The sequence below is a fragment of the Desulfosporosinus paludis genome (genome assembly GCF_045689965.1).
Classification (GTDB): Bacteria; Bacillota; Desulfitobacteriia; order Desulfitobacteriales; family Desulfitobacteriaceae; genus Desulfosporosinus; species Desulfosporosinus paludis.
Genome location: NZ_CP144211.1, coordinates 645,456 through 671,047, shown reverse-complemented (window position 1 = coordinate 671,047; position 25,592 = coordinate 645,456). Strand labels below are relative to the sequence as shown.

General features: G+C 44.0%; 30 protein-coding genes, 1 tRNA gene and 1 pseudogene. 27 read left to right on the top strand and 5 right to left on the bottom strand.

Annotated features, from left to right (window positions below):
• Positions 1-118: 118 nt before the first annotated feature.
• Positions 119-1,087: a zinc dependent phospholipase C family protein gene (locus VZF35_RS03525; protein WP_407311055.1), complete on the top strand. Its 969-nt coding sequence runs from the start codon at positions 119-121 to the stop codon at positions 1,085-1,087.
• 325 nt (positions 1,088-1,412) lie between these two features.
• Here VZF35_RS03525 and VZF35_RS03520 read toward each other — a convergent pair whose 3' ends face one another.
• A complete protein-coding gene (locus tag VZF35_RS03520; RefSeq protein WP_407311053.1) occupies positions 1,413-1,616 on the bottom strand; it encodes a hypothetical protein in 204 nt (67 codons plus the stop codon).
• Positions 1,617-1,705: 89 nt separating this feature from the next.
• Here VZF35_RS03520 and VZF35_RS03515 point away from each other — a divergent pair, with 89 nt between their 5' ends.
• Positions 1,706-2,365: an HAD family hydrolase gene (locus VZF35_RS03515; RefSeq protein ID WP_407311051.1), complete on the top strand. Its 660-nt coding sequence runs from the start codon at positions 1,706-1,708 to the stop codon at positions 2,363-2,365.
• 49 nt (positions 2,366-2,414) lie between these two features.
• Here VZF35_RS03515 and VZF35_RS03510 read toward each other — a convergent pair whose 3' ends face one another.
• On the bottom strand, positions 2,415-2,681 hold the full coding sequence (locus tag VZF35_RS03510; RefSeq protein WP_407311049.1) for a hypothetical protein: 267 nt from the start codon (positions 2,679-2,681) through the stop codon (positions 2,415-2,417).
• A gap of 80 nt (positions 2,682-2,761) precedes the next feature.
• Between VZF35_RS03510 and VZF35_RS03505 the strand changes: the two genes are divergently transcribed.
• From VZF35_RS03505 to VZF35_RS03425, 17 genes and pseudogenes are all read left to right on the top strand, one after another.
• A complete protein-coding gene (locus VZF35_RS03505; protein WP_407311047.1) occupies positions 2,762-3,535 on the top strand; it encodes a CPBP family intramembrane glutamic endopeptidase in 774 nt (257 codons plus the stop codon).
• Positions 3,536-3,716: 181 nt separating this feature from the next.
• Entirely contained in the window at positions 3,717-4,823 is a 1,107-nt protein-coding gene (locus tag VZF35_RS03500) for a hydrogenase small subunit (RefSeq protein ID WP_407311045.1), read from the top strand.
• A gap of 41 nt (positions 4,824-4,864) precedes the next feature.
• Positions 4,865-6,576, top strand: a pseudogene (locus tag VZF35_RS03495) (nickel-dependent hydrogenase large subunit).
• 16 nt (positions 6,577-6,592) lie between these two features.
• A complete protein-coding gene (gene cybH / locus VZF35_RS03490; protein ID WP_407311043.1) occupies positions 6,593-7,312 on the top strand; it encodes a Ni/Fe-hydrogenase, b-type cytochrome subunit in 720 nt (239 codons plus the stop codon).
• Between the two features lie 275 nt (positions 7,313-7,587).
• On the top strand, positions 7,588-8,265 hold the full coding sequence (gene cmk, locus VZF35_RS03485; protein ID WP_407311041.1) for a (d)CMP kinase: 678 nt from the start codon (positions 7,588-7,590) through the stop codon (positions 8,263-8,265).
• Positions 8,266-8,267: 2 nt separating this feature from the next.
• Positions 8,268-8,870, top strand: a complete 603-nt coding sequence (locus VZF35_RS03480; RefSeq protein ID WP_407311039.1) for a lysophospholipid acyltransferase family protein — start codon at positions 8,268-8,270, stop codon at positions 8,868-8,870.
• A 246-nt stretch (positions 8,871-9,116) separates the two neighbouring features.
• Positions 9,117-11,105 carry a bifunctional 4-hydroxy-3-methylbut-2-enyl diphosphate reductase/30S ribosomal protein S1 gene (locus tag VZF35_RS03475; protein ID WP_407311037.1) on the top strand — a complete coding sequence of 663 codons (1,989 nt, stop codon included), beginning with the start codon at positions 9,117-9,119 and terminating at the stop codon, positions 11,103-11,105.
• Between the two features lie 94 nt (positions 11,106-11,199).
• Positions 11,200-12,342 carry a putative lipid II flippase FtsW gene (gene ftsW, locus VZF35_RS03470; protein ID WP_407311035.1) on the top strand — a complete coding sequence of 381 codons (1,143 nt, stop codon included), beginning with the start codon at positions 11,200-11,202 and terminating at the stop codon, positions 12,340-12,342.
• A gap of 56 nt (positions 12,343-12,398) precedes the next feature.
• Entirely contained in the window at positions 12,399-12,992 is a 594-nt protein-coding gene (locus VZF35_RS03465; RefSeq protein ID WP_407311033.1) for a hypothetical protein, read from the top strand.
• A 51-nt stretch (positions 12,993-13,043) separates the two neighbouring features.
• Positions 13,044-14,411 carry a DUF512 domain-containing protein gene (locus VZF35_RS03460; RefSeq protein ID WP_407311031.1) on the top strand — a complete coding sequence of 456 codons (1,368 nt, stop codon included), beginning with the start codon at positions 13,044-13,046 and terminating at the stop codon, positions 14,409-14,411.
• Entirely contained in the window at positions 14,404-15,735 is a 1,332-nt protein-coding gene (gene der, locus VZF35_RS03455) for a ribosome biogenesis GTPase Der (protein ID WP_407311029.1), read from the top strand. Before VZF35_RS03460 ends, der begins: the two co-directional genes overlap by 8 nt.
• A 3-nt stretch (positions 15,736-15,738) precedes the next feature.
• Positions 15,739-16,329, top strand: coding sequence for a glycerol-3-phosphate 1-O-acyltransferase PlsY (gene plsY, locus VZF35_RS03450; protein WP_407311027.1), 591 nt, complete (start codon positions 15,739-15,741; stop codon positions 16,327-16,329).
• A gap of 77 nt (positions 16,330-16,406) precedes the next feature.
• Positions 16,407-17,420 (top strand): NAD(P)H-dependent glycerol-3-phosphate dehydrogenase, encoded by a 1,014-nt coding sequence (locus VZF35_RS03445; RefSeq protein ID WP_407311025.1) that lies wholly within the window; start codon positions 16,407-16,409, stop codon positions 17,418-17,420.
• Between the two features lie 235 nt (positions 17,421-17,655).
• Positions 17,656-19,140 carry a stage IV sporulation protein A gene (spoIVA, locus tag VZF35_RS03440; protein WP_407311023.1) on the top strand — a complete coding sequence of 495 codons (1,485 nt, stop codon included), beginning with the start codon at positions 17,656-17,658 and terminating at the stop codon, positions 19,138-19,140.
• A 272-nt stretch (positions 19,141-19,412) separates the two neighbouring features.
• On the top strand, positions 19,413-20,261 hold the full coding sequence (locus tag VZF35_RS03435; protein ID WP_407311020.1) for an enoyl-CoA hydratase/isomerase family protein: 849 nt from the start codon (positions 19,413-19,415) through the stop codon (positions 20,259-20,261).
• 70 nt (positions 20,262-20,331) lie between these two features.
• Positions 20,332-20,808, top strand: a complete 477-nt coding sequence (locus VZF35_RS03430; RefSeq protein ID WP_407311018.1) for an ACT domain-containing protein — start codon at positions 20,332-20,334, stop codon at positions 20,806-20,808.
• A 144-nt stretch (positions 20,809-20,952) separates the two neighbouring features.
• Positions 20,953-21,029: transfer RNA gene (locus VZF35_RS03425), tRNA-Pro, on the top strand.
• 119 nt (positions 21,030-21,148) lie between these two features.
• On the opposite strand, the gene VZF35_RS03420 is transcribed toward VZF35_RS03425, so the two are convergent.
• Both VZF35_RS03420 and lexA read right to left on the bottom strand, forming a co-directional pair.
• A complete protein-coding gene (locus VZF35_RS03420; RefSeq protein WP_407311016.1) occupies positions 21,149-22,261 on the bottom strand; it encodes a tyrosine-type recombinase/integrase in 1,113 nt (370 codons plus the stop codon).
• Positions 22,262-22,903: a transcriptional repressor LexA gene (gene lexA / locus VZF35_RS03415; RefSeq protein ID WP_407311014.1), complete on the bottom strand. Its 642-nt coding sequence runs from the start codon at positions 22,901-22,903 to the stop codon at positions 22,262-22,264.
• A gap of 169 nt (positions 22,904-23,072) precedes the next feature.
• On the opposite strand from lexA, the gene VZF35_RS03410 reads away from it, so the two are divergent.
• From VZF35_RS03410 to VZF35_RS03395, 4 genes are all read left to right on the top strand, one after another.
• Positions 23,073-23,306 (top strand): helix-turn-helix transcriptional regulator, encoded by a 234-nt coding sequence (locus VZF35_RS03410; RefSeq protein WP_407311012.1) that lies wholly within the window; start codon positions 23,073-23,075, stop codon positions 23,304-23,306.
• An 80-nt stretch (positions 23,307-23,386) separates the two neighbouring features.
• Entirely contained in the window at positions 23,387-23,644 is a 258-nt protein-coding gene (locus tag VZF35_RS03405) for a hypothetical protein (protein WP_407311010.1), read from the top strand.
• A 204-nt stretch (positions 23,645-23,848) separates the two neighbouring features.
• Positions 23,849-24,121: a hypothetical protein gene (locus VZF35_RS03400; protein WP_407311007.1), complete on the top strand. Its 273-nt coding sequence runs from the start codon at positions 23,849-23,851 to the stop codon at positions 24,119-24,121.
• 34 nt (positions 24,122-24,155) lie between these two features.
• Positions 24,156-24,293 carry a hypothetical protein gene (locus VZF35_RS03395; RefSeq protein WP_407311005.1) on the top strand — a complete coding sequence of 46 codons (138 nt, stop codon included), beginning with the start codon at positions 24,156-24,158 and terminating at the stop codon, positions 24,291-24,293.
• A 2-nt stretch (positions 24,294-24,295) separates the two neighbouring features.
• Here VZF35_RS03395 and VZF35_RS03390 read toward each other — a convergent pair whose 3' ends face one another.
• Positions 24,296-24,523: a hypothetical protein gene (locus VZF35_RS03390; protein ID WP_407311003.1), complete on the bottom strand. Its 228-nt coding sequence runs from the start codon at positions 24,521-24,523 to the stop codon at positions 24,296-24,298.
• Between the two features lie 91 nt (positions 24,524-24,614).
• On the opposite strand from VZF35_RS03390, the gene VZF35_RS03385 reads away from it, so the two are divergent.
• From VZF35_RS03385 to VZF35_RS03370, 4 genes are read left to right on the top strand one after another with little or no spacing between them, the layout of a single operon-like run.
• Positions 24,615-24,905 carry a hypothetical protein gene (locus VZF35_RS03385; RefSeq protein WP_407311001.1) on the top strand — a complete coding sequence of 97 codons (291 nt, stop codon included), beginning with the start codon at positions 24,615-24,617 and terminating at the stop codon, positions 24,903-24,905.
• On the top strand, positions 24,895-25,083 hold the full coding sequence (locus tag VZF35_RS03380) for a hypothetical protein (RefSeq protein WP_407310999.1): 189 nt from the start codon (positions 24,895-24,897) through the stop codon (positions 25,081-25,083). The genes VZF35_RS03385 and VZF35_RS03380 overlap by 11 nt, the downstream gene beginning before the upstream one ends.
• A 12-nt stretch (positions 25,084-25,095) precedes the next feature.
• Positions 25,096-25,329, top strand: coding sequence for a hypothetical protein (locus tag VZF35_RS03375; protein WP_407310997.1), 234 nt, complete (start codon positions 25,096-25,098; stop codon positions 25,327-25,329).
• Positions 25,326-25,586 carry a hypothetical protein gene (locus tag VZF35_RS03370; protein WP_407310995.1) on the top strand — a complete coding sequence of 87 codons (261 nt, stop codon included), beginning with the start codon at positions 25,326-25,328 and terminating at the stop codon, positions 25,584-25,586. The genes VZF35_RS03375 and VZF35_RS03370 overlap by 4 nt, the downstream gene beginning before the upstream one ends.
• Positions 25,587-25,592: the final 6 nt, after the last annotated feature.

Sequence of the window (25,592 nt, the reverse complement as noted above, 5' to 3'; positions counted from 1 at the left end):
TCGCTTACACATAAATATCAGCAAAGGAGGAAGGGTATCTAGTAAAAGAGTAATCTAAAATAATAGCAGGAGATTATTCTTTTTATATAGAATACCTTCTAAAGAGAGGAGGGGTTTTGTGCCGAAGGAATTGACGCATTGGCACATCGCTTGCTCAGCCGTGCAAAAGGGAGCTCCAGCACAGATTGGAAAGCTGATCGCGAGCAATCCGGCTCTTTTTTATTTAGGGGCTATTGCGCACGACATAGCCTTTTATGATTTGTCTCAGCCGCCGGAAGCGAGCATAGAGCGAATATCCAACCAACTCCATGGGGTAGACGGAGAGAATACTTTACTGCCGCTCATCGAAATGATGGAGGCAGCTCTTTGCCGGAATGAGAAACAGCCGTTGTTAGCTTTTCTGCTTGGTATGTTAACTCATTTTGTTGCGGACAGCACCTTTCATCCGATGGTTTATTATATGAGTGGAAATTATTTTGCAGCAGTATCTGAAGAACGAGGGAAGGCCGTATTCCGTCATCGTTTATTAGAGACTGCTATTGATCTTTGGCTGGAGGCCGTTGATCCGTTGGAATATCCTTCGGACTTAATCCACCTTTGGCGAGAGGCGGGTGAAGTCGGAGAGCAGGCCTTGCAATTATTGGTAGATCACTATACCTATAATAAGGATAAAAGTATTCCAGCGCATTTTAAAGCTGCTTGGCGGAACCACCGCTTTCTGCAGACGGCCTTCCGCTGGTCAACCCCTCGACAAATTTTGGGACTTTATCGGCGTTTGGGACATCCATCCGCGGAGAAGCAGGAAGCCTTGTTCTATCCTCAACGGTTCAATTTATCCTTTTTTGATTCCGAATTGCAATGGCGCCACCCTGTGACAGGAGAAACGTATGAGATGAGCTTAGGTCAACTGTTTGACGGAGCCGTAGAGAAGGTCGTCGCCTTGTTCGATAATTTAGGATCAGGATCAATGGAGGCATGGCCTGACCTTCTGCGAAGGTGTTCCCCATTATCTCTGGATAGCGGTTTAGCCTATGTTCCAGTAAAGCAAATGACCTTTTTCGGACAGACCCTATTGAAGATCGTCTGAAAAAAGGTCTACAGCGGATTTTTTAAACTAGTCGAACAGAAAGTATAACTTCGTTAAATACTTTCTACATTATAAGTGCAACTACACAGCCGTTCGCCTATGGCTAACAAGTGCGAAGACAGTGTCTTTGGGCGTCAGTCAAATTTTCTTTATTAAAGTCTAAAACAAATTAAAACTCCGAGTAAGGCTCGGAGTTTTGAATTTACCCTAGCAATCCATTGTTAAGTTAGGTATAGTTAAAGCTATTACTGAAAATTGTCGATTAAGACATTTGGGATAGTAGAAGATTATGTGAGGTGCCTAAACAGTTTGGTAATTTTCTAAACTACCTTGGATACGTATTTCCGACCGGGGAATCATTCATGACATCCATTTCGTCGCTTTCATCCGCATCTGAGTATCTATTCCCTCGTGACACGATGGTATAACCGCATTGCTCAGATTTTCGCCCTAACCAAAAGGCTGCAATGAGACTAAGAACAAAAAACAATCCATGAGAATGGTAGTGTTGTCTTTGGTGATAGAACATAGATAATCCTCCTTTCTTACATTTTAGATTTACCTTTTTAATTGAAATCCATCCGGGTAATATAAGGAAAATTAGATGGAGGGGCTGTCATGCATTTTGAACTATTACTTTGGGACCTTGATGGGACGTTAACCGATCCCAAAGAAGGAATTACTCGCTCTGTACAGTATGCGCTTCAAAAGTTAGGCTTGACCTTTCCCCACGAAGACGATTTGGAGTGGGTTATTGGGCCGCCTTTAAAAGAAAGCTTTAAAATCCTACTTCAGACGAATGATGACCTCTTACTCGACCAAGCCGTAACCTTTTATCGTGAGCGTTATCGGGACATAGGAATGTATGAAAATATCGTTTATCCGGGAATTCCACAATTATTAGCCAAATTAAAGGAAATGGGCTGTCAGAACTTTTTGGCAACCTCCAAACCAAAGGTCTTTGCGGAAAAAATTCTTCGGCATTTTTCCTTAGCGGACTGTTTTAGTGTTATGATGGGAAGTGAATTGAACGGCAAATTAGTGGAAAAGGATGATTTAATCCGAGAGGTCTTGACACGAGTGCCTGCTCAATCACTATCCAAAACAGTCATGATTGGGGATCGTCGGTATGATGTTCAAGGGGCCAGATCCAATAACATTGAGGTTATTTCCGTAGGCTATGGTTATGGAACGATAGATGAACTAAAGGCTGCTGCCCCGGATTATTTTGTCTCGAGTGTTGACGACTTAGCAAAGCTTCTCCTAACTATGATATAGAAAGTAGCCTAGCTTCTGAAACAGCTCATTTAGGCCTAAACCAATATAGTCATTCCTGAACAACTCCATAGTCTTTTGTGTGGTTTATTGGATACCGCACTGCTGCATCAAGATATACGTAGTTTTCATCCTTTTCTTGCCTCACCATGCCTACAATACCACTGTCCTTTGTAGTCTCAAGATATTGATGGACAAAATGCTGATAGGCGCGTTCTTCCCAGGGATCGAGAAATTCAGCAACGGTATTTAAATAACTCTCGATGGGAATTTTAAAATAACGATGGTAGACTTGAAGTGTTATCTCCGTTGGATGCATATAAATTCCTCCCTTTAAACTAGTTTGGGAAAATTATTTGGAAACTATGTGTCCAAAGTAAGAATGGAAGGAGCGTGAGTATGGACGAAGGAACCGAGCCGGCTATCGATAAAAGAGCTAATGTCAATAGCGATGAAAGAACTAACCTGAGTAGCCCTCGATCAGAATATCCTTTTCAAAAACGAACGTTGAATTGGGTTGACTTAGTAACTGTCTTGGGTGGAATTGTAGGTATCTATATTATTTTGGCCTTAGGAACCGTTTGGTTGATGGATCGTTGGCCCAATGAACGTGTGTTAATGTATTTAAATGCCTTTCTAACCCAGCTATCTTTTGCCCTACTGATTTGGCTTCTTAAGGCAATACGACATTGGCATTGGTCGGATTTTGGCTGGAGATCCGTATCCTTTCGGAAAATCTTTCTGAACATTCTAGGAATCTATGGGGTTACATGGGTTATAAACATTAGTTATGCTCTTTTCCTCTACAAACAGGGAATGACCCCGCCGACAACCGATGTTTACACAAAGCTGCTGGGACAATCATCAGGACTTTCCTTGCTGCTGAATTTAGTGTTAGCGGGTGTTTTAGCTCCTGTGATAGAAGAAACTCTGTTTCGAGGACTTATTTTTGGAAGCTTGCGGACTTATTGCGGTAAATGGACGGCTGCAGTGATTAGTGCCGCGATCTTTTCAGGACTTCATTTCCAAGCCTATGGATTTTTTCCGCGCTTTATCTTGGGGATCGTCTTAGTGTACCTTTTTGACAAATACAAATCTCTTTATCCTTCGGTTGCTTTGCACTCTTTGAACAACATAGTCGCTACCTTGCTGGCTTCAAAGTTGGTTGGATAGCAGGATAATCCTGCTAATCAATAATATCAAGAGCCTTGCACGTTTCATCTTGAAATGTGCAAGGCTCTTGACGTTTGTAAAGATTCTTAGGCAGACATTGTCATGGAATAATTTTCAATGATCGACGAACACTAAGGTGGATAATGAAAGATCGAAGAATTTTCGTCGAGGGAGGGAGAATATGCCCAAATCTGAGAGCTACTATCAATGGGCTCGCCGCAAAGGAGTATCAAGGAGAGACTTCCTCAAATTCTGTACGTTAATGGGTGCAATGTTGGGCTTAGATGCAGCCGAGTTTCCGAAGATCGTTCAGGCCCTCCAGTCTAAACCACGTTTGCCTGTGATATATCTTAACTTGCAGGAATGTACATGTTGTGGGGAATCGTTCTTGCGTTCTGCCCATCCGTTAGTGTCAGACCTCATTTTTAATATGATTTCCTTGGATTACATGGAAGTGCTTCAAGCAGCCGCTGGTAAACAAGCTGAAGACGTTCGTTTGAAAACAATGAAAGATTATCCGGGCGGATACATCTTGGTTGTAGAAGGAAGCGCGACCTTAGGAAACGGAGGGGTTTATTGCACGATCGGCGGGGTATCGGCGACGGAGCTCTTAAAGCAAACGGCAGATGGGGCAGCCGCCGTGATTGCCTATGGGTCTTGTGCTACTAATGCCTGTGTTCAAGGGGCCTATCCCAATCCCACGCAAGCGGTTCCGATTCGCAAGGTCGTTAAAAATAAGCCAATCATCGATGTTCCAGGTTGCCCGCCTATTGCGGAAGTCATCACCGGAACGATCGTACACTATCTTACCTATGGCAAGATACCGGAGCTGACGAATCAGGGCAGGCCCAAGGCGTTTTACCAGCATCGGGTGCATGACAATTGTGTACGGCGAGCTTTTTTTGATGCAGGTCAGTTTGTGGAGTCCTTCGACGATGATGGCGCTAAACAAGGGTGGTGTCTTTACAAAATGGGCTGCAAAGGTCCTACGACCTATAATGCTTGTGCAATTACAGAATGGAATGATGGAGTAAGCTATCCCATTAAATCGGGTCACCCTTGTATTGGGTGTTCGGAAAATAATTTTTTTGATAACACCCCATTTTATACCCATTTAGCCAAAATCCCCAACAACGCCATCGGAAAGGATGTTGATAAGGTAGGCGCAGATGTGCTTGGTGTAGCTGGGATTGCGGTCGCAGCCCATGCCGGGCTGACCGGGATTGTAAAGCACAGAGAAATGCAGGCTAAGAAAGATGGAGATCCAGAGGAGATTAGGAAAGAATAGGGACTGAGAATCAAGAGTTTTCTTTTGAAAGGAAGCGAACCATGGCAACAAGAATCGTCGTTGACCCTATTACCCGAATTGAAGGGCATTTGCGTATTGAAGCAGTGGTTAAAGGTAATCGGATTACGGATGCTATCAGTGCAGGTACAATCTTTCGCGGTATTGAAAAAATTGTTGAAAATAGGGACCCTCGGGATGTGTGGGCCTTTGTGCAAAGAATCTGCGGCGTATGTACCCATATTCATGCCTTAGCCTCTATACGAGCTGTTGAGGACGCCTTGGACATAAGGATTCCTAAAAATGCCAATTTGATCCGCAATATTATGACGGCTACACAATATGTCCAAGACCATGTGATCCATTTCTACCATTTGCATGGTTTTGACTGGATCGATGTCCTAAGTGCTCTGAAAGCTGATCCGGTTCAAACGAGTGCTCTAGCTCGTTCAATCTCGAACTGGCCGAATTCTTCCGACGGTTATTTTCGAGATGTGCAAAACAAGGTGAAAACAATCGTAGACAGCGGTCAACTTGGCATTTTCGCCAATGCGTATTGGGGGCATCCTGCTTACCGGCTCCCCCGGAGGCAAACTTAATTGGGGTCGCCCATTACCTTGAAGCCCTAATGTGGCAAAAAGAAGTGGCTAAGATCCATACCATTTTCGGAGGGAAAAACCCCCACCCTAATTATTTAGTTGGAGGAATGGCCAGCACCCTGAATATGGATGACAACGATGTTATCAATATGGAACGCTTAAATTTGGTGAAAACTAAGATCGATGAAGCTCAGGTTTTCGTCGATCAGGTACTAATACCAGATATTTTTGCCATTGCAAGTTATTACAAGCAAGATCTCTATGGAGGAGGCGGAGTAAACTACCTAGCCTATGGCGGGATTCCGACGGTGGATATCCGTGAACCCGAGAGTTTTCTTTTTCCAGGTGGGGTAGTTTTGGATCGTGATTTAAGCAAAGTCCATGATATTGATCTGAAAGACCCTAAGCAAATTCAGGAATTTGTTCCTCATTCTTGGTATCGCTATGATGATCCCAAAGCAGGATTGCATCCTTGGCAAGGAAAAACAGAAGCTTTGTACAATGGGCCTCTCCCACCTTATAGCAATCTCGACGAGAAAAAAGGGTATAGTTGGATAAAAACACCTCGTTGGCAAGGTCGGCCCATGGAAGTAGGGCCTTTAGCCCGTTTTGTTGTAGCATATGCCCGAGGAAATCAAGAGATCAAAGGGTTGGTCGATGAGGCACTTCATCGTTTAAATCTGCCGGTCCCCGCACTTTATTCAACCTTGGGACGTACTCTGGCCAGAGCTTTAGAGGCTAAATATTTAGTGGATCATTTAACTGGATTTTACCGAGGCTTAGTGGCGAATATTAAAGCAGGGGATAGTCAGACGTTTAACGGAGAAAAATGGGATCCTGAGAAATGGCCTTCTCAAGCCCAAGGCGTCGGATTTGCTGAAGCTCCTCGAGGTGCCTTAGGGCATTGGGTTAAAATAAATCAGGGCAAAGTAAGTGGCTATCAAGCAGTGGTACCGACAACTTGGAATGCATCTCCGAGAGATGACTCCGGCCAAAAGGGTCCTTATGAATCCTCTTTGCTGGATACGCCTATCCTGCGTGAAGATCAACCTTTGGAACTATTACGGACGATCCATTCCTTCGATCCTTGTTTAGCTTGCGCGACTCACTTAATAACTCCCCAAGGGGACGAGATCTTAAAAGTCAGAGTGCTTTAAAGGGAGGACTCTCAAAATGAACGTTATTCGAAGTCAAGTATACGTGTGGCAATTTCCTGTGCGGTTTTTTCATTGGGTCAACGCCTTGGCTGTCACCATTCTTTTCGTGACAGGGATGTATATCGGACATCCAATCTTAGACGCTCCGGGCGAGGCGGTAAGTAATTTTTTCATGGGAAATGTTCGGTATTGGCATGGCCTAAGCGCCTTTGTCTTCATGGCCAATATGCTTTTCCGATTGTATTGGTTTTGGGCCGGAAATGAATATTCCAAAATGAGACTTTGGAAAAAAGATTTTTGGCAGGATGTTTTAAAGACGTTTAAATATTACACCTTTATGACCAGAGAACATGTTTCCCATGTAGGACATAATGCCCTTGCTCAACTGATGTATTTCTTCTTTATCTGGCTGGGAGGTCTGCTCATAATGCTGACCGGGTTAGCGATGCGTGGAGGAAATGACCCGAATGGAATAATCCAAGTCCTTTTCGGCTGGGTGGTTCCCTTATTCCGTAACGAGTATCAGGTCCGCAATGTTCACCACTTTCTGGCCTGGGGATACGCCTTGTTTCTTTTAGGTCATCTATATATGGTGTTGCGTCAGGATATCTTAGATGATGACGGAACTATTTCATCAATGATCCATGGGTTCAAATATGAAATTTCTCCCTCGGATAAGCAGCATGATGGACAGCTGGGTTTTCCGGTCATTGAAGGAAAAGAAAATTACAGCTAATCAAAAACTCTATAACTCAAATATAAACATTAACGTTTGAGGTGCAGAACTGATGCCTTATCTCAAGAGGATCAGTTCTGTTTAACATTTATGCTCCTTATAAAGCTCTTCAGAAAAAAGTGATAAATTTTTTAGAAAAAAAGGCTATAAAACGAGGGATTGTTAGCGTTCAAAGTCGTATGATATAATCTGTGTAATATAATTACTATTGAGAAGCTTTAAATGGCCTACAACTATTTGAGGTATAAACCTTCGAAGAGACAGGAGCATAAACTGTGACGCTAAGGAAACGACATGAACTGCAAATTGCGATTGACGGCCCTGCGGGAGCAGGGAAAAGCACGGTAGCTAAGCTTGTGGCCAAACATTTGAATCTATTCTATGTGGATACGGGTGCCATGTATCGGGCGATTGCGTATAAAGCACTCAAAAGCGGGATCTCCATCGACGATGAAGAGATGGTGAGTCAAATGGCCCAAACCACACAGGTAGTCTTAGACCATTCGGAAGAGCGCTTAGTGTGGTGTGACGGCGAAAATGTCACTCAAGCGATTCGAAATCCTGAAATCTCACGTGCAGTTTCTATCGTAGCGGCTTACATAGGGGTGAGACAACGGCTGGTTGAACTTCAACGCCTGGAGGCAGCCCGTGGAGGGGTGGTCATGGATGGCCGAGACATTGGTACCTATGTCCTGCCCGAAGCGGATCTTAAGATTTTCTTAACGGCTTCAGCTCAGGAACGAGCGAAGCGCCGCTGGCTTGAACTCCAGAGTGCCGGAAAAAGTGTCTCCCTTGAGGAAGTGACCCAAGATATGCTGCGTCGTGATCGTCAGGATACTGAGCGAGAGGTGTCTCCTTTGGAGCCTGCACGAGATGCCATAATTCTCGATACAACAGGATTAAACGTGGAGGATATTGTTGCGGAAATTTTAACCTTAACTCAGGAGGGATAAGAATGACGTTATATAACTTTGCGAAAGGGATGTTTCGTCTTCAGTTCAAAATAATGGGGTGGAAAGTACAAGGCGTGGAAAACATACCGTTGGAAGGCCCGGTTATTTTGGCGATAAACCACATTAGTATGTGGGATCCCGTGGTGGCAGCCTGTAGTATTCCGCGCCCGGTTTGCTTTATGGCTAAGGAGGAATTATTCTCCTTGCCGATCTTAGGAAGGCTTTTACGTAAACTGGGGTCCTTTCCAGTCAAAAGGGGGCAGGGGGATATGAATGCAATTCGCCAATCTCTGTCGATCCTTAAGGAGGGGCGGGTGTTAGGTTTATTTCCAGAAGGGACACGTTCCAAGACGGGGAAGATTCAAAAAGGAATGCCTGGAATGGTACTTCTTATGGAAAAAAGTAAAGCTTTAGTTGTCCCTATTAACGTGTTTGGAACGAAACATATGCTCACAAAAGGGTGGGGAAATCTCTCGGTAGTCATCGGCCATCCGCTATCGTCGGAGATGCTTAAGGCTCCAGACGGTGTTGAAAACCGACGAGAATGGATTGCCGACCGGATCATGCAAGCTTTGCTGGATTTGCAGCTGCCGAAAGCTCAGTAATGCGAATTTAAAAGAGTTTAGAAGGCTCGTTGATCGATGAAATGCGACTGATTAAAGTGACTGAATAGGTTCAGTCACCGATTCAGTTGCATCTTTTTTATCATATCGGGAAGGATAAATTATACAGTTGCATCCGCGAAATCGCTGATTTTCGGGCGTTATATTCCGATAAAACTCATTCTTATAGCAGGAATTTTGAAAGAGAGTAGAGAACTAGTTCATATGATTTTGGGGGAGGGTCTTTTTTTGATAGTCAAACGGGCAGAAAAAGCCGGGTTTTGTTTTGGCGTAAAACGTGCCTTAGATATGGCTGAAAGAACAGTGGAAACCTCATCGGCAGTATCCCTGGGACCACTGATCCATAATCAACAGGTAGTGAAACGTTTAGAAAGGCGCGGTATCCAAGTCGTTAACGCTTTAGAAGATGCAAAAGCCGAACAAGCTTTAATTATTCGTTCTCATGGTGTAGCGCCTGGTGTCTATCAAGAAGCAGAAAAAAAAGGGATTAAGGTCGTGGATGCTACCTGCCCTTTTGTTCAAAAAGCACAGCATTTGGCTGCCGAGTCTGCTCAGATGGGACAACAGGTCATCGTTATTGGAGATAAACTCCATCCTGAAGTACAAGGGATTTTAGGCTGGGCTGGAGATCAAGCTATTCCTATCCAAACAGTGGAAGAAGCTCGAAAACTTCCGATTTATCCGCATTTGGCAGTTTTGGCTCAAACGACCCAACTCGCGGAAAGTTTTGCGGAAATTGTTGAGGAATTAAAACAACACACGGAACATCTAACAGTTCATGATACGATCTGTAATGCTACGGCAGAACGGCAAAAGGCAGCCCGTGAACTGGCGGAAATTGTGGATGTTATGGTCGTTGTCGGTGGTCGTGACAGTGCCAATACCCGCAAATTAGCAAGCATCTGCGCCGAACGAACTAAAACATACTTCATAGAAACGGCTGACGAATTGGAACATGTCTGGTTTAGCGAAGCAAAATGTGCAGGGTTGACCGCTGGAGCTTCCACACCAGATTGGATAATTGAGGAGGTTTTAAAGAAAATGTCGGAAATGAATGATGATGGAATGGACATGTCCAGTTGGGACGCGGGTTTTCAAGAACTTCATCTTGGGGCTCAAGTCACCGGGAAAGTTGTAAAAATTACGAATGATGAGATATTTGTAGATATCGGCTGGAAATCTGAAGGGGTCATACCTTTGACGGAGTTAAGAGTGGCTCGGCAAACACGCCCGGAGGATGTCGTGGCCATTGGCGATGAAATCACGGCTGTGGTGATACGGGTAGAGAACTCTGAAGGGCATACGGTCCTTTCAAAACGTAAAGCTGATGAGGCGGGTGCTCAAGACCGCCTGAAACACCTGGCAGAGAGCAAGGAAGAAATCCAGGCTCAAGTCATCGAGGTTGTTAAGGGTGGCTTGGTCGTTGATGTGGGGATGAGGGGCTTTGTTCCGGCTTCCCAAATCCAGTTAGGGTATGTTGAGGATTTAAATCAATTTTTGGGCCAAACCCTTCGCTTGCGCATGATAGAGTTTGATCCTGGCAAGCGGAAAGTAATACTTTCCCAAAAGAGCATTTTGGAAGAGGAAAAGGCAGTAAAACGAAAACATTTGCTCGAAACTCTCAAAGAAGGCGATGTTGTCACCGGAGTTGTGCGGAGAATGGCGGATTTTGGCGTCTTTGTTGATATAGATGGACTTGATGGACTTCTTCATATCTCGGATATGGCCTATTCGCGAATAAAGCACCCTTCCGAACTTCTGAAATTAGGAGACGAAGTCGAGGTTCAAGTGTTAAAGCTCGATCAAGAGACAGGGAAGCTTTCCTTAGGACTAAAACAACTCAAAGAAAGCCCCTGGGATCAAGCAGCCCAAAAATATCCTCTGGGATCTATAGTGACGGGTAAGGTGGTCCGCATTGTGACCTTTGGTGCCTTTGTTCAACTCGAAGACGGTGTGGATGGATTAATTCATATTTCCCAGATTTCGGATCGCCGAGTCAATAAAGTGGAAGAGGTCCTCAAAATTGGGGATATGGTTAGTGCCAAGGTTATAGAGTGCAAACCCGAAGCTAAACGGATCAGTCTGAGTATTCGTGAGGGGGCTGCAGAGGCTAATAAAGCTCAGGATGAGAAGGCTATAGCTGAACAACCAGAGATAAAATCCATGACAATCGGGGATGCCTTAGGCGAAAAGCTTTCTGCGGAAAATAAAGAATAGTGTCCTAATAGAGTATTGATATTAGCTTCGAAATGACTTCTTGCTCATAAACGCAGGGAGTCATTTCCTTCTAGCTACGAAAGAAGGTGCTCAAGTGGCTAAACGCCAACCAGCTTCCCCCATCGATTTTCCTGTCTTGTTTCTAACGCTGGTGCTGCTGGCCTTCGGCCTGATTATGGTATTAAGCGCTGGGGCTGTGCTTGGATTCAATGCTACGCAAAATTCCTATTTTTATGTCTTACAGCAATTGAAATGGGTAGGGATCGGTTCAGTCATCGCGGCGGTAGTTGTCAAAGTTCCTTATACATTTTGGCGCCGTTTTTCAGGGATAGGTGTTCTAGTAAGTGTCATATTACTTATCGCGGTTATTTTTACGGGTGCTGGGATCGCGGCCAAGGGTTCAGCACGATGGATTCAATTTGCTGGGATAACAATACAACCTTCGGAAATTACGAAGTTAACCTTAGTGCTCTTTTACGCCCATATTCTCGATCGTTTTCCAGTTAAGAAAGGAAAAGATTGGCGTGTTCCCTTAGGGATACTTTTACCCTTTACCGTTGTTATATTAGCCCTTGTGTATAAGCAGCCGGACCTTGGAACGGTCATGGTCTTGGGGTTAACAAGTGCAGTGATGTTATTGCAAACGGAACTTCCGACCTTATGGTTCTTAGCTGCAGTACCAGCCTTAGGGCTCCCGCTTATGTATTTTATCCATGGATATCAATGGCAGCGAATTTTAGTCTGGCTTGATCCTTGGAAATATGCCAGCGATATTGGGTATCAAATCACGAATGCCGAGATAGCTTTCGGTTCGGGCGGCTTGTTCGGAGTAGGCTTAGGGCGAAGTTTGCAGAAATATGGGTTTCTCCCGGAAAACCATACTGATATGATTTTTGCGATGGTTGGCGAAGAACTAGGACTTTTAGGAACCTTATTGTTAATGGTTCTCTTTATCTTGTTGTATGCTCGAGCGTATTATGTCATTCGGGAATGCCCGGATCGTTTTGGACGTCTCTTAGGCTTTGGCTTAGTCTCTTCCTTAGCTATTCAGACTGCGATTAACTTATCCGTAGTGACAGGTGTATTGCCGGTTACAGGAATTACTCTCCCTTTGATTTCTTATGGCGGAAGTTCCCTGGTCATAACCCTTGTTGAATTGGGCTTGATCTTAAATGTAACCCGCTATTGTGTTAAATCTCCAAAAATCGAAAGGAATCTTCCAAACCTCTCCGTGTAATCTCCTTTTTTACGGGAATAATAGTTACTATGGTTTCCGTCAGAGGAGGAGTTGCTTTGAATTTTCCTTATGGAGAATGGATAATTATGTTCGCAACACTGGTAACTTGGGTGGAAAAGCAAGCCTCGCGTTGGTTTTTTCTAAAGTTATCAACGATTTGGTTTCTCGGCAAGTGTCTTGAGAGTATGATTCAGTCCTCGGGTATCTGGCATTGGCATTACGCGCGCTTGGCAGTGATGGTGTATGTGTTTGGCTACGCCTGGAAACGTACCCAGCGAAAAATTTGGCCTCTGATCCTAACGAGTTTTGTTGTGTGTATGGAAACCCTTTTTCTGGTCAATGATCCGGGAGTCATACCCTACAGCTCGTGGCTTTTTGCCCTTGGGCTCGTGTTGGTTGCTTGGACAACCTCGAAATCCTACTGGGGAACTATTTTAGCTTTGGCAGGGAGTGTTTTGTTGGATCAGTGCCTTGAACGTTTTGTTTATGAGGGAATCCTCCGACATGTCGATTTGCCGGACGTGTTTATTTGGAATTTTGGGGTGGTACTTTTGATTGTTTGGGGAGGGTTACGTTTAGGATGGAGAGATTATTCCGAACGAGCAAGAATGGTGCCTTCCAACTCCACAAACGATCAAGAACTTCAGTAGCATGTCCAATCTAAATATAGTATACTTGTACACGATAGAGACTGGGATTATATGCCTTGCTCTGGATCGTCAGGAGGATGGAATAATTTGGCAAATGGTCTTGTGGTTGCGGGAGTTAGTTCTGGAAGTATCGCAGAAGAAATGGAGATTCAAGTTGGAGATCGAGTCTTGACTGTGAACGAGGAAGAACTCCGGGATATTATTGATTTTCAGTATGGTATTGCTGAAGATGAGTTTACGTTACTTATAGAAAAACCCAATGGTGAGCAATGGGAGCTAGACATCGAGAAGGCTCCGGGGGAATTTTTAGGTTTAGAGGTTGAAACGATTAGTCCCGAGGGAACAAAAATATGTTGCAATAATTGTACGTTTTGCTTTGTGGCTCAAATGCCAAAAGGGATGCGGGCTACACTTTATGATAAAGACGATGATTATCGGCTCTCAATGACTCAGGGGAGTTTTATTACGCTCTCGAACTTAAACGATGAAGAATTGAATCGGATTATATCGCTTCATCTAAGCCCACTCTATGTTTCTGTACATGCCTGGAATCCCGAGGTTCGTGTCAAACTCATGAAAAATCCTCAGGCAGGGAAGCTGCCCGAGCAGATTAAACGTCTTACCGAAGCTGGAATTGCCATACATGCCCAAATTGTCTTAGTACCGGAACATAACGATGGCGATGTGCTGGCTGAGACTATCTTACGACTGGGAGAACGTTATCCGGCTATACAGTCTATTGCCGTGGTGCCTGTTGGCTTAACTCGCTATCGGGAGAAGTTGACACCCTTGCGGGGATTCACACCTGAGGAAGCCAGTCGGCTGTTAGACCAGGCGGAGACCTGGCAACGAGACTTTTTTGAGCGAACTGGGCAGCACCTTGTCTATTTTGCGGATGAGTTTTATGTTCTCGCAGGGCGGGAGTTTCCCCAAGTCTCCATTTACGACGATTTTCCTCAATTGGAAAACGGGGTGGGGATGGCTCGCAAGTATATTGCGGAACTGGAAAAGGGCTGGCGTTTTTTGCCGGACACTATTTCTAAACGACATGTGCATCTTATCACTGGGACATCGGCACAAGGCCTTTTCATGGACTGGTCAAAGAAATTAATGGATCGAGTGAGCGGTCTGACCCTTACAGTACATGCCATACAAAATAAGTTTTTTGGAGAAACGGTTACTGTTGCCGGCTTGTTGACGGCTCAGGATATTGCCCTGCAAATAGGTGATTTGGCTGGTGGGGAATTTCTTATTCCTCGGGTTATGCTGAAGGCGGATGAGCCACTTTTTCTGGATGACCATAGCGTTCAATGGTTGGAAGAAAGTGTTAATGGCCACGCAAGCATTGTGGAAAATGATGGCCTAGCCTTTTTAGAACAGGTGATTGGATATTCGTTGGAGGTGGAGCGTTGTGAGTAAACCCGTGGTAGCAATTGTCGGTCGGCCGAATGTCGGAAAATCAACTCTTTTTAATCGAATGGCGGGTGGTCTCGTGGCCATTGTCGAAAACAGACCGGGTGTGACGAGAGATCGTCTCTATCGGGATGCCGAGTGGCTGGGACGCAAGTTCGCCTTGATTGACACTGGCGGAATTGAATTTAAGGCGGAAGGGACGCCGATTGCTTCTCAGATGCGCAAACAAGCAGAGATAGCCGTGGAAGAGGCCGATGTCGTTATTTTTGTCGTCGATTCTCAGATATCTCCGACACCGGACGATGATTTAATTGCCCGTACCTTGCGTCGCTCAGGAAAGCCAGTGTTGTTGGTTGCCAATAAAGTGGAAAATTTTGAGAAGATTGAAGGGCAGTTGTACGATTTTTTAAGCCTAGGCCTCGGAGAAGCAATTCCGATATCTGCAGTCCATGGGATGAATATGGGCGATCTATTGGATATGGTGATTTCTAACTTGCCAGATAAGGATGGGGAGGATTATGATCCTGATGTCGTCCGCATTTCTGTCATAGGTCGGCCTAATGTTGGAAAATCCTCCTTAGTCAACACAATGCTCGGGAAAGAGCGGGTGATCGTCAGCAACATACCCGGAACGACTCGAGATGCCATCGATACACCCTTCGAGTTCGAAGGTAAACACTATATTCTCATTGACACAGCGGGCATGCGCCGCAAAGGCCGCATCGAGGAACTAACGGAACAATACAGTGTTGTCCGTTCTTTACATGCAGTCGACCGTTCTGATGTGATCCTTATGCTCCTCGACGCCACAGAAGGGGTAACAGAGCAGGATAAAAAGATCGCAGGCTATGCTCATGACGCAGGAAAAGCCATGGTTATCGTGGTGAATAAATGGGATCTGGTAGAAAAAGATGAAAAGACGATTAATAAATTTGAGAAGGTGATCCGCGAAGAGCTTGGCTTTTTGCAATATGCTCCCACAATGTTTATTTCTGCCAAAACCGGACAGCGTGTGAATAAGATATTAGAGCTCGTGGATTTCGTTGTTGAACAAAACTCTACTCGAGTGACAACGGCAACGTTAAACACCTTGGTGAGAGAATGGCTCCATCTTAATCCCCCTCCCACGGATAAAGGGAGAAGGCTAAAGGTTCTTTACCTTACTCAGGTAGGGGTAAAACCGCCAACGTTTGTTTTCTTTGTCAATGATCCGGAATTAATGCATTTTTCTTATAAGCGTTATTTAGAGAATCAAATGCGGAAGCATTTCGGATTTGAAGGGACTCCGATCCGAATAGTCGTTCGTCAAAAAGATGAAGAGAAGGAGTAAGTCATGTTACGCTACCTGATATTTATCTTAGCGTATTGCCTTGGGGCAATTCCTTTTGCTTATCTGGCAGGTCTCCTTAAAGGAATAGACGTTCGTCGACATGGCAGCGGGAATATCGGCACGACCAATGCCTTTCGCCTATTGGGAGTCAAATTGGGCATATCTGTGCTGATCGGGGATTTTATGAAAGGAGCTTTAGCGGCAGGCCTTGGTTATTGGGCCTTCGGTGCCTGGGGGGGGATTGCCGGTGGGCTGCTGGCTATGGCAGGACATAGCTGGAATCCTCTTTTTGGCTTTCGGCCAAGCGGCAAAGGTGTGGCAGCAGGCTTTGGTATTATTACACTCTTAATGCCCAAGGTAATGTTTTTGGCAATTGCGTTATTTATCGCGGTTGTTTGGGTAACACGTTATGTCTCCATGGGATCGGTTGTAGCCGCCCTTAGTGTGGCAATATCAGTGTTTATTTTTCCAGAACCGCTTCCGTACCGGATTTTTGGCTTGGTTGGAGCTTCTCTTGTGATAATACTCCACCGTTCTAATTTTAAACGGGTTCTAAATGGGACAGAACATAAGTTTGGCAAGAAGAAAATGTGATGAGATATGAGATCCGAGCACTAAGCACTAAATGCTCGAACCACAAATACCCAATAGGGGAATGGGGGTATTAGGTTATGTCAAAGGTGGCGGTATATGGAGCCGGCAGCTGGGGGAGTGCTTTGGCTGTACTCTTAACAAAAGCGGGTCACCAGGTGGCTCTCATCGGTCGCCAATCCAGTGAGATGGCACTCATGAATAAGCTCCGTGAAAATGTGCGCTACCTGCCGGGTGTTGTTCTGCCGTCAGGACTTACCCCCACCACAGATTTGGCTGAGTTGAATGCGGATCTTGTTATTTTGAGTGTTCCGTCGCACTGCGTCCGTGAAGCCGCTCGGCTGATGAAACCAAACCTGAGGGCGGGTGGGATTGTCGTCAATACTTCCAAGGGGTTAGAAGAGACAAGCCACTATCGCCTTTCGGAAGTTCTGAGAGAAGAGCTAACCGACCAGTCCATTGCAGTGTTATCAGGTCCCAGCCATGCTGAAGAAGTAGGTCGAGACATGCCAACCACTGTTGTAATTGCCTCTGAAGTTGGGATTGCGGAAAAAGTACAGGACCTTATAATGACCCCAAAATTTCGAGTGTATACCAACCCGGATGTCATTGGCGTAGAACTGGGAGGCGCTTTAAAGAATGTCATAGCCTTATGTACAGGAATCGCTGAAGGATTAGGATTTGGTGACAATACGAAAGCTGCTTTAATGACTCGTGGGTTGGCAGAGATTGCCCGTTTAGGTGTGGCTATGGGCGGGCATCCTCTAACCTTTGCCGGATTATCAGGTGTTGGCGATCTCATCGTGACTTGTACGAGCCAGCATAGCCGCAATCGCCGAGCGGGTGTCGCTTTAGGGCAGGGAAAACCTCTGGATGCTGTCCTTAAAGAGGTGGGCATGGTCGTTGAAGGAGTCAGAAACACACGTGTAGCTTATCAGCTCAGTCAAGAAAAAAACATCTCTATGCCTATTACGCAACAGGCCTACAAGGTCTTGTTTGAGGGTGTGGATCCCAAAATCGCTGTGACAGATTTGATGATGCGGGGGAAGCGGCACGAGCTTGAGGAAGTCGTTGAAATGAGTTGGTTAAGGTAATAGTGAGATAATCTCCCAGAGAGAAAATTTTCCAAAACAAGGAGAAGGATATAAAATCCTTCTCCTTGTTTTCTTTGCAGTGTCATATTTTCTGGAAAACCTAAATATACTTATATTGCTTAATGTGCTAGTCCAGTCATCGGGTATCCACGAGTTACAGGGAGGTGGAAGGGGAGATAAGGTGGAGGCCCTTCCCCAATTTTTGGGACAGCACTCAAAAGGGAGGGAATTTCTAATGGAAAAACTAGACATTTTTAGGGATATCGCAGAACGTACGGGGGGCGATATTTACCTCGGTGTCGTCGGGCCAGTCCGCACAGGCAAGTCCACCTTCATCAAACGTTTCATGGACCTTTTGGTCCTGCCTAACATTCAAGATGCCTTTGAACGGGAACGGGCCAAAGATGAGCTCCCTCAAAGTGGGACAGGTAGAATGATCACGACGACAGAACCGAAATTTATCCCCTCAGAATCCGTAGAAATCGTAGTAAAAGACTCCATCCATATGAATGTGCGCTTGGTTGATTGTGTGGGCTACGGTGTCGAGGGAGCTCTCGGCTATGAGGCTGAAGACGGTGAAGAACCACGGATGATGAAGACCTCTTGGAGTGACGAACCAATGTCTTTCCAAGAAGCGGCTGAGGTAGGTACACGCAAAGTAATTACAGATCATGCTACTATCGGGATAGTCATCACAACAGATGGTTCGATTACCGATATCCCTCGGGATGCATACTTAGACGCTGAGGAGAGAGTGATCTACGAACTTCGCCAACTTGGCAAACCATTTGTGGTACTTATGAATACAAACCGCCCTTATTCTGACAATACCATGGAATTATGCCGAGATCTTGAAGAAAAATACAGCATACCTGTCCTCGCTGTGAATTGCTTGGAAATGACTCAAGAAGATATCACGCAAATTCTTGAGGAAGTGCTCTATGAGTTCCCGGTGGCCGAAGTAAATATTGATCTGCCCAAGTGGGTCGAAGAACTTGAGAGCACTCATCCTGTGCGAGCGGCTTTCGAAGATACTGTCCGCAAAGCGATCGAAGGGGTTCGGCGTTTGCGGGATATTGACCAAGCTTTAGACGCTTTAACGGAATGCCAATATGCTCAAGATGTTCTTTTGAAGGAAATGAATTTAGGCACTGGGGTTGCCAATATTGAAATGACCGCCGTCGAAGGCCTCTTTAAAACCGTCCTGCAGGAGTTGACCGGTCTCGAAATTGAAGGAGATCATTCCTTGCTGCGGATTGTTCAGGACTATAGCAAAGCCAAAAGAGAATGGGATAAAATGTCCGTCGCCATCGAAGAGGTCAGGGTTAATGGCTATGGCGTTGTGACCCCTCAACTGGAAGAAATGTTCCTGGAAGAACCGGAACTGGTCAAACAAGGCGGACATTATGGCATCAAGCTCAAGGCAAGTGCTCCTTCACTCCATATCATCAGAGCGGACGTAACCACTGAAATTACCCCTTTAATTGGCACTGAGAAACAGGCCGAGGAGCTCGTCAAGTATATTCTCGATGAATTTGAAAGTGATCCTAAGAAAGTTTGGGGTTCCAATATCTTCGGTAAATCCTTACATGATTTAGTACGGGAAGGAATCCAAAACAAACTTTATAAGATGCCGGAAAATGCTCAGCATAAACTTCAGGATACGCTGCAGCGGATTGTTAATGACGGCAACGGAGGGCTTATCTGTATTATCATCTAAAGGATATCGTTAACTACAGGGCCAATAACAAAAAGGCAACAGATGAATCAATAAAAGTGTCCTTTATAAGAGACGGTGGAACGCATTAAATGCGTATCCAACGTCTCTTTTCCTATGGCAGGGTTTGCTGCTCGACAGGTTGGACTTTACAAATATGACGCTTGCGGTCGGCTAGGTATAGGAATAATATTGAAAATTCAAAACAGATGTTATATTGTGTATTAAGGCAAATGTCTTTTAAGCAAAAGAATGAAATATAGGAGATGCAACAAATGGATAACAAAGAACTTCAAGAGAATGACCATTTGATTTACCTGAAAGAAGGTTTTTTAGCTCGGATCATCCTGAACAGACCCCAGAAATATAATGCCTTTTCTTTACCAATGATTCGCAAATGGGCAGAATCCCTTCAAGATGCTCAGCAGGATCAAACGATAAGGGTTATCGTAGTTACTGCGAAAGGTAAGGCCTTCTCTGCAGGTGGAGATATCAAAACTATGCTGGAGGGCAAAGGCTTTGTGGGCTGTGATGATCAAGGTGATCTATGGGGCGACAAAGCAATCCACCGCAAACGTGCCCTGACAGAACATATACATAAGATCGCCCTCACACTGGAAATGATGGATAAGCCGGTTATATGTGGCATCAATGGGCTTGCTGTGGGTGCAGGGCTTGATATGGCTTTAATGTGTGATATTCGGATAGCCGCAGATGACGCTCAGCTTTCCGCAGGCTACGTAAAGGTTGGCCTTGTTCCGGGCGATGGCGGAGCTTTTTATTTGCCTCGATTGGTAGGCGCAGCGAAGGCCTTAGAGCTCTTATGGACCGGGGATTTTATCTCTGCCGCTGAGTCGGAGAAAATTGGGCTCGTTAACAAAGTTGTTCCAGCTCCAATGTTAGAACAAGCTACCCTAGAAATGGCTGGGAAAATAGCCGACTCCCCTCCGGTTTGCGTGCAAATGATTAAACGAGCAGTTTATTCAGGACAACGTACGAATGACTTACGGACAGCCTTAGATCTGATTTCTTCCCAAATGGCTATCGTTACCGAAATGTCGGATCACCAGGAAGGGCTCGCTGCAATTAATGAAAAACGCAAACCTACTTTCAAAGGCCAGTAAAAGCGATAATCTGTTCGAATTCTTGCAAACATTGTACGAATTAGCTTATAATATGTCTGAAGATTAGGCAATGATCGTTGAGATAGATAGGAGAGATTGGGTGGTTGGCAAGACTAACGATTTTTTAATTGTCAGCAAAGACATTTTGCCGGAAGCCATTTTAAAGACAGCTAAGGCGAAAGAACTCCTTGTTAAAGGAGATGTCTACACGATTAATGACGCAGTGGAAAGGGTAGGTTTAAGCCGCAGCGCCTACTATAAATATAAGGATGGCGTGTTTCCTTTTTATGAGGCCAGCCGCGAAAGGATCTTGACGATTTCTCTGATCCTGGAAAACAAAGCTGGCGTACTTTCTCATGTCCTGAACTTTATTGCCTCAGTAAAAGTAAATGTCTTGACCATTAATCAAGGGATACCCCTTCAAGGAATCGCCAATGTTTCAATTTCTGTGGAAACAGCCGGCATGGCCGATACTCCTGAAAACCTGTTAAGCGGACTCGGCAATATCAACGGCGTAAGAAAGATAGAAGTTATTGGACAAACCTAAAGATAGATCTGAGATCAGATAAAGACCCGATAATGGCAAAAATCAGAGTAGAATTTGGCCCTCATAGCAAAATGGATAAATTTGTGGTTGCGTTTTTACTTCTAATATGGTATCTTATAAAAGTCCTTCACGTGAAGGAAATATCGGGGCGTGGCTCAGCTTGGTAGAGCGCTACCTTGGGGTGGTAGAGGTCGCACGTTCAAATCGTGTCGCTCCGACCAATTAAATCAATTGTTTGACGGTTTTTGGGTAGGTTGCAAAAATAGCTAATACCTACCAAATACCTACCAAAAAATAAAAGACCATGAAAAACATGGTCTCGTTTTGCATATCTGAACGTTTACTGGATTTCTTCTTGCTGGAGTTCTATAATTTTTCTATTGATTTTTTCTTTCTTCTGAACACCAAGATGCTGGTAAACTTCTTTCAAAACTCTAATATCGTGTCCCAGGCGCTCGGCTGATAAATGATCTGGTACATCATTTTCATACAGCCAAGTCGCATGATAATGCCGAAGAAAGTGCAAACGAGTCTTCGGCATTTTCTTTTCTTTAACAAGTTTAGCAAGATAACTGGAATAACTGTCAGGGCGCATTGGGAATATAAACTGATCGCCCTTATTTTTCTTGTTTGCTATTTCTACGACGACCTTCTGCTTCTTTTTCCGTTTTGCAAATCCATTCTGCATAACTCCTTTTATGAGGTTTATGAGATAAGGAGGAGCTGCTACTTCACGCAACCCATTTTCCGATTTTGTACTCTTGATCTGATATTTACCTTGATCATTAATAACGTAAGCTTCATCGACTCTGATTGTGTTGTTTTTAGTGTCGATATCATTTTGTCTTAGAGCGAATATTTCTTCTCTCCTAAGACCACACCAGGCTGCAAGGAGAATAATAGGCTCGTCTCGTGTCCCCTTGGTAGCATCGTGGATCTTCTTGAATACCTCGGGAGTGGGAACGTCTGAATAATCTACTTTCTCCTCTTTAGGCAATTTAAGATCTTGGAATGGGGTTTTACCCTTTAAAGCGTCGTAAAAGATCGGCCTTAGGCAGGAAAGAATTCTCCTTACACTCGTTGCTGATTGGTTACCAAGAAGTTCATTCGCAAATTTCTTTAGGTGTATATCTTTTAGTTCCTTAAATTTCATCTGTTTAAAAAATGGGCGATAGTAATTTTTGAGATAGCCTGAGTACAGAACAATTGTGCTCGGGCTATATTTGTTTTTGTGGATTTCTATCCAATTCTTAATCCATTCAGCTATTCGGATATTATCAACATTAGTTAACTTTCCTTCTTCGTGTTCCTGTTCTATTTTTCTTGCGGCTGATCTACATTCTTTGAGTCCTGACCTTGTTACATATTTGTTGATCTTTTTTCCATTCTCATCCCTCCCCAAGTAAATAGTAGCCTGATAGCTTCCGTTATCAAGCTTTTTAATGCTAGCCATTTACCTCACCTCGCTGTTAAATCTTACGGCCTTACCTAAGATGGAAATTTGCTTTCTGTCCTTTTTGGTAAATACAATATCGGTATAGTTTGGATTTTCGAAATGGAGTGTTATGGAGCCATTACTTTTATAGATTCTTTTAAGCGTCGCCTCCTCTCCGTCAATAAGTACTGCGGCGATCTCTCCGTTCTCAACATCTGGCTGCTGTCGAATATATACAATATCTCCATCAAGAATTCTGGCATTAATCATGCTGTCACCTTTCACGCGGAGGCAGAAATCTATGCCCAACTTTTCCGGTACGTATTCGTAATCCTCTATATGTTCTTGGGCGAGAATAGGAAATCCGGCGGCAATAGTTCCAAGCAAAGGGATCTTTTTAAGTGAATCCATGTTCTCGATCTTTTCATACCGGTTATCCGTTCTACCCATCAAATAGTCCGTTGTTACGCCGTAGAATTCAGCAATCTCTTGGACCAAAGAAAACCTTTTGGGATGATGGATATTATTTTCGTACCTTGAGACTATCGATTTATTAAGTTTTGCCTCTGGAAATCTCTTATTCATTACATCTACGAATTCATCTATAGTCATGTTTGCTTCTTTCCTAAGCGTATAAAGACGATCGCCGAATTGTTGCATTATCTAACACCTCAAAAATTAAAATATATTTTAACTCATTATACTTGCATAATTTCGTTATTGCAACATTTATATAAATTTATATTAATAAAAGTTGTTGACAATGAAATACACGATGTCTATAATTTAATTAAGTTACGACAACGCAACTTTCGAAGGAGGTGATTATATGTCGAAACAAACACCCAAAAGGATGAAACATTATCCATATAATAAGCTTAAGGGAGAGCTGGCCGACAGAGGTCTGAGGCAAAAATACTTGGCAGAGCTATTGGACCTCAGCCCCATCACGGTTAACCAAAAAATCAATGGTACGCTCGAATTTACTTATTCTGAGGTCGAAATAATATGTGATGAGTTGAATATCTCAACGGATATTTTTCGCGGTCAGAAAGTTTCGTAAATGCAACTTTTATTTTAAATAAAGTCCAGCGATTGGGCCCTAGCTTGTGAAAAAGCGGGTTATGAGAGGAGATGGGGAAGATGGAAAAAAATTTTAAAGAGATTTTCGGAGACTCTCAAAATGCCATAAACGCAATGCAAAAAGTCTTTGATGATCATAAACACATTGAAACCGTCATCGTAAATCCCGAAAGTTGGGTAGGCAAAGAACTCTTGTTACAAACAAAAATGTTGATTGACTTACAGCGAGATGTGAGATGTCTTACTGCGTCAATCAACCGAATGGAAAAGAAGTTAGATTATCTATTAATGCCTAGAAGCGAGACAACAGGCTCATAAGCCTCTTTCAATCTCTGGAAATGAATATCAGACCACTGATGGCTATGGTCAGTTCTGATATTATCCATCACTTCATCTGAGAATGATCTGAACTCATGAAAAAATTCATCAAACTCTTGATGCGATAACTCTTCATTGCAAATATAAACGGCCCAGGTCAGAGCTGGAGATGCATTTTAAAACGTTAAGAGAGGGGATAGAACAATGGCAACCGGATTAAGTTTACATCTTTATACCACCAAGCAGGAATTGGACAACGCCAAGAACGGGGTTAGTACGATAGTTGCCTGGGCAGTTGGAAAGCAGCCGAAAGACGCTCTTTATCACATAAGTGCATCAGTTGACATATGCGATGTCCTTGAGGAAGAGGTCCGGGTAAACGTTTTCAATACAGATGGCGAACTTGAAAAAATGTCATTAAAAATGGGTGAAGGTTTCGCGGCAGAGCTAGAAAAGGTATTCAAGCAGTTAGCCTAGTCTGTGAAAACGTTGGTTAAGGGGGTGAGAGAAGATGTCGATCGTAATCAAAATTAATGTCCGCACACTTAAAGAAGCCGCTAATGCCCTTGAGGAAATATCCAATATGAAGCTGGAATTGTCAAAAAAACACCCCGACATTGTGATGAATGTCGAGGTAGTGGTTGGATAATTCTATTCTTCTTTAATAACTGAAATTGTTTTTAGGTTGTTACAAGAAGCTGTATTGTTTGAGTTCTTGGAAAACAAATATAGATCTGCATTTAATGGAAATTTATGCTCTAAAATTTCATTTTCCAACACAATAATTTCCTCACCAATTATGTCAGCATATTTTACTTTCGTAATATTCTCAAACTCCAAGTAACTTTTGTCGCCATAAACAAACTGAAACTTAAACACTTCATCGCCTCCTCCCTCTACGAAAATAGTCTGGACAACTACCTTTTCGACACAAAGGAGGAAAACCCTGTAAATTAATCGCGAAAGTGAGGTGAAACCTAAAATGTACTACGACCTGAAATTCCCTTTCAAGCTCAAAGAAGGTTGTCTACTGGGCATCCAAGATGATGGCAAGCAATTACCCGTCTATACTCTATTGACTATGGAGAATGCAAAAAAGCCCATTGACGAAAAGGAATACTCCGAAATGCATGAAAGAATGCGACAACAGGTGGCTGACATGGCTCAAGAAGATATTGAAATGGTTGTCTGTATCTCCGGAGAAGAGTACGAGGCTAATGTTGAACAGGAAGAGGAAGGGGATGAGGAAAATGCTCCGTAAACTTCTCGAACAAACCCTTGGACCTATATCAAACTCGGAATTCCATCAAATCCTCGACCTAGCCACCACAGACATAAAAACAAACCGCGTCGCCTTTGGTAAGAGGACAAGCTTTAAGGAGGTGGTGGAGATCGCAATCGGCTGTCATATCGCACTACAGAGGGGGAAAGTAGCTTAAGGAGGTGTCCTTATGGTAATAAAACAAGTGGAGAAACAATGTTACTGCGGTTTGCCCATGGAGTTTCCTGAAGGTGAAATACGTGCAAAATGCCTTTGCGGAGCAATTTGGGAACTAGGGCAAGAAGGTTATTGGTACACTTCAGGTCCCGTAATTAGTTCGACATCGATGAAGACCAAACCGAGTCGTTATGAACGCTACATGAACAGGAGGAACAAATCAAAAGGAAAGGTGGGACACAGATGATTAAAAGTTTCGCAAAGTTTATTCACAAGCAACTGCTAAAAGTCGCATGGATTCGCCGCGAAGTCGAAGCTTACCGCTGGGAGCAGAAGAAACAGCGCAGCCGCGAGCAGTGGGCGCAGTTCATGAAAAGTGGTAATTCGGTACGGACGGAAGACAAGCGATCTGAGGTAATCGTGGATTACATGGATACCCGAAGAATGTGTCAGCGTGGAGTTACTCCGACGATTATTAGGCCGTTCGGCTTGAGGAGGGAGTGATCTACA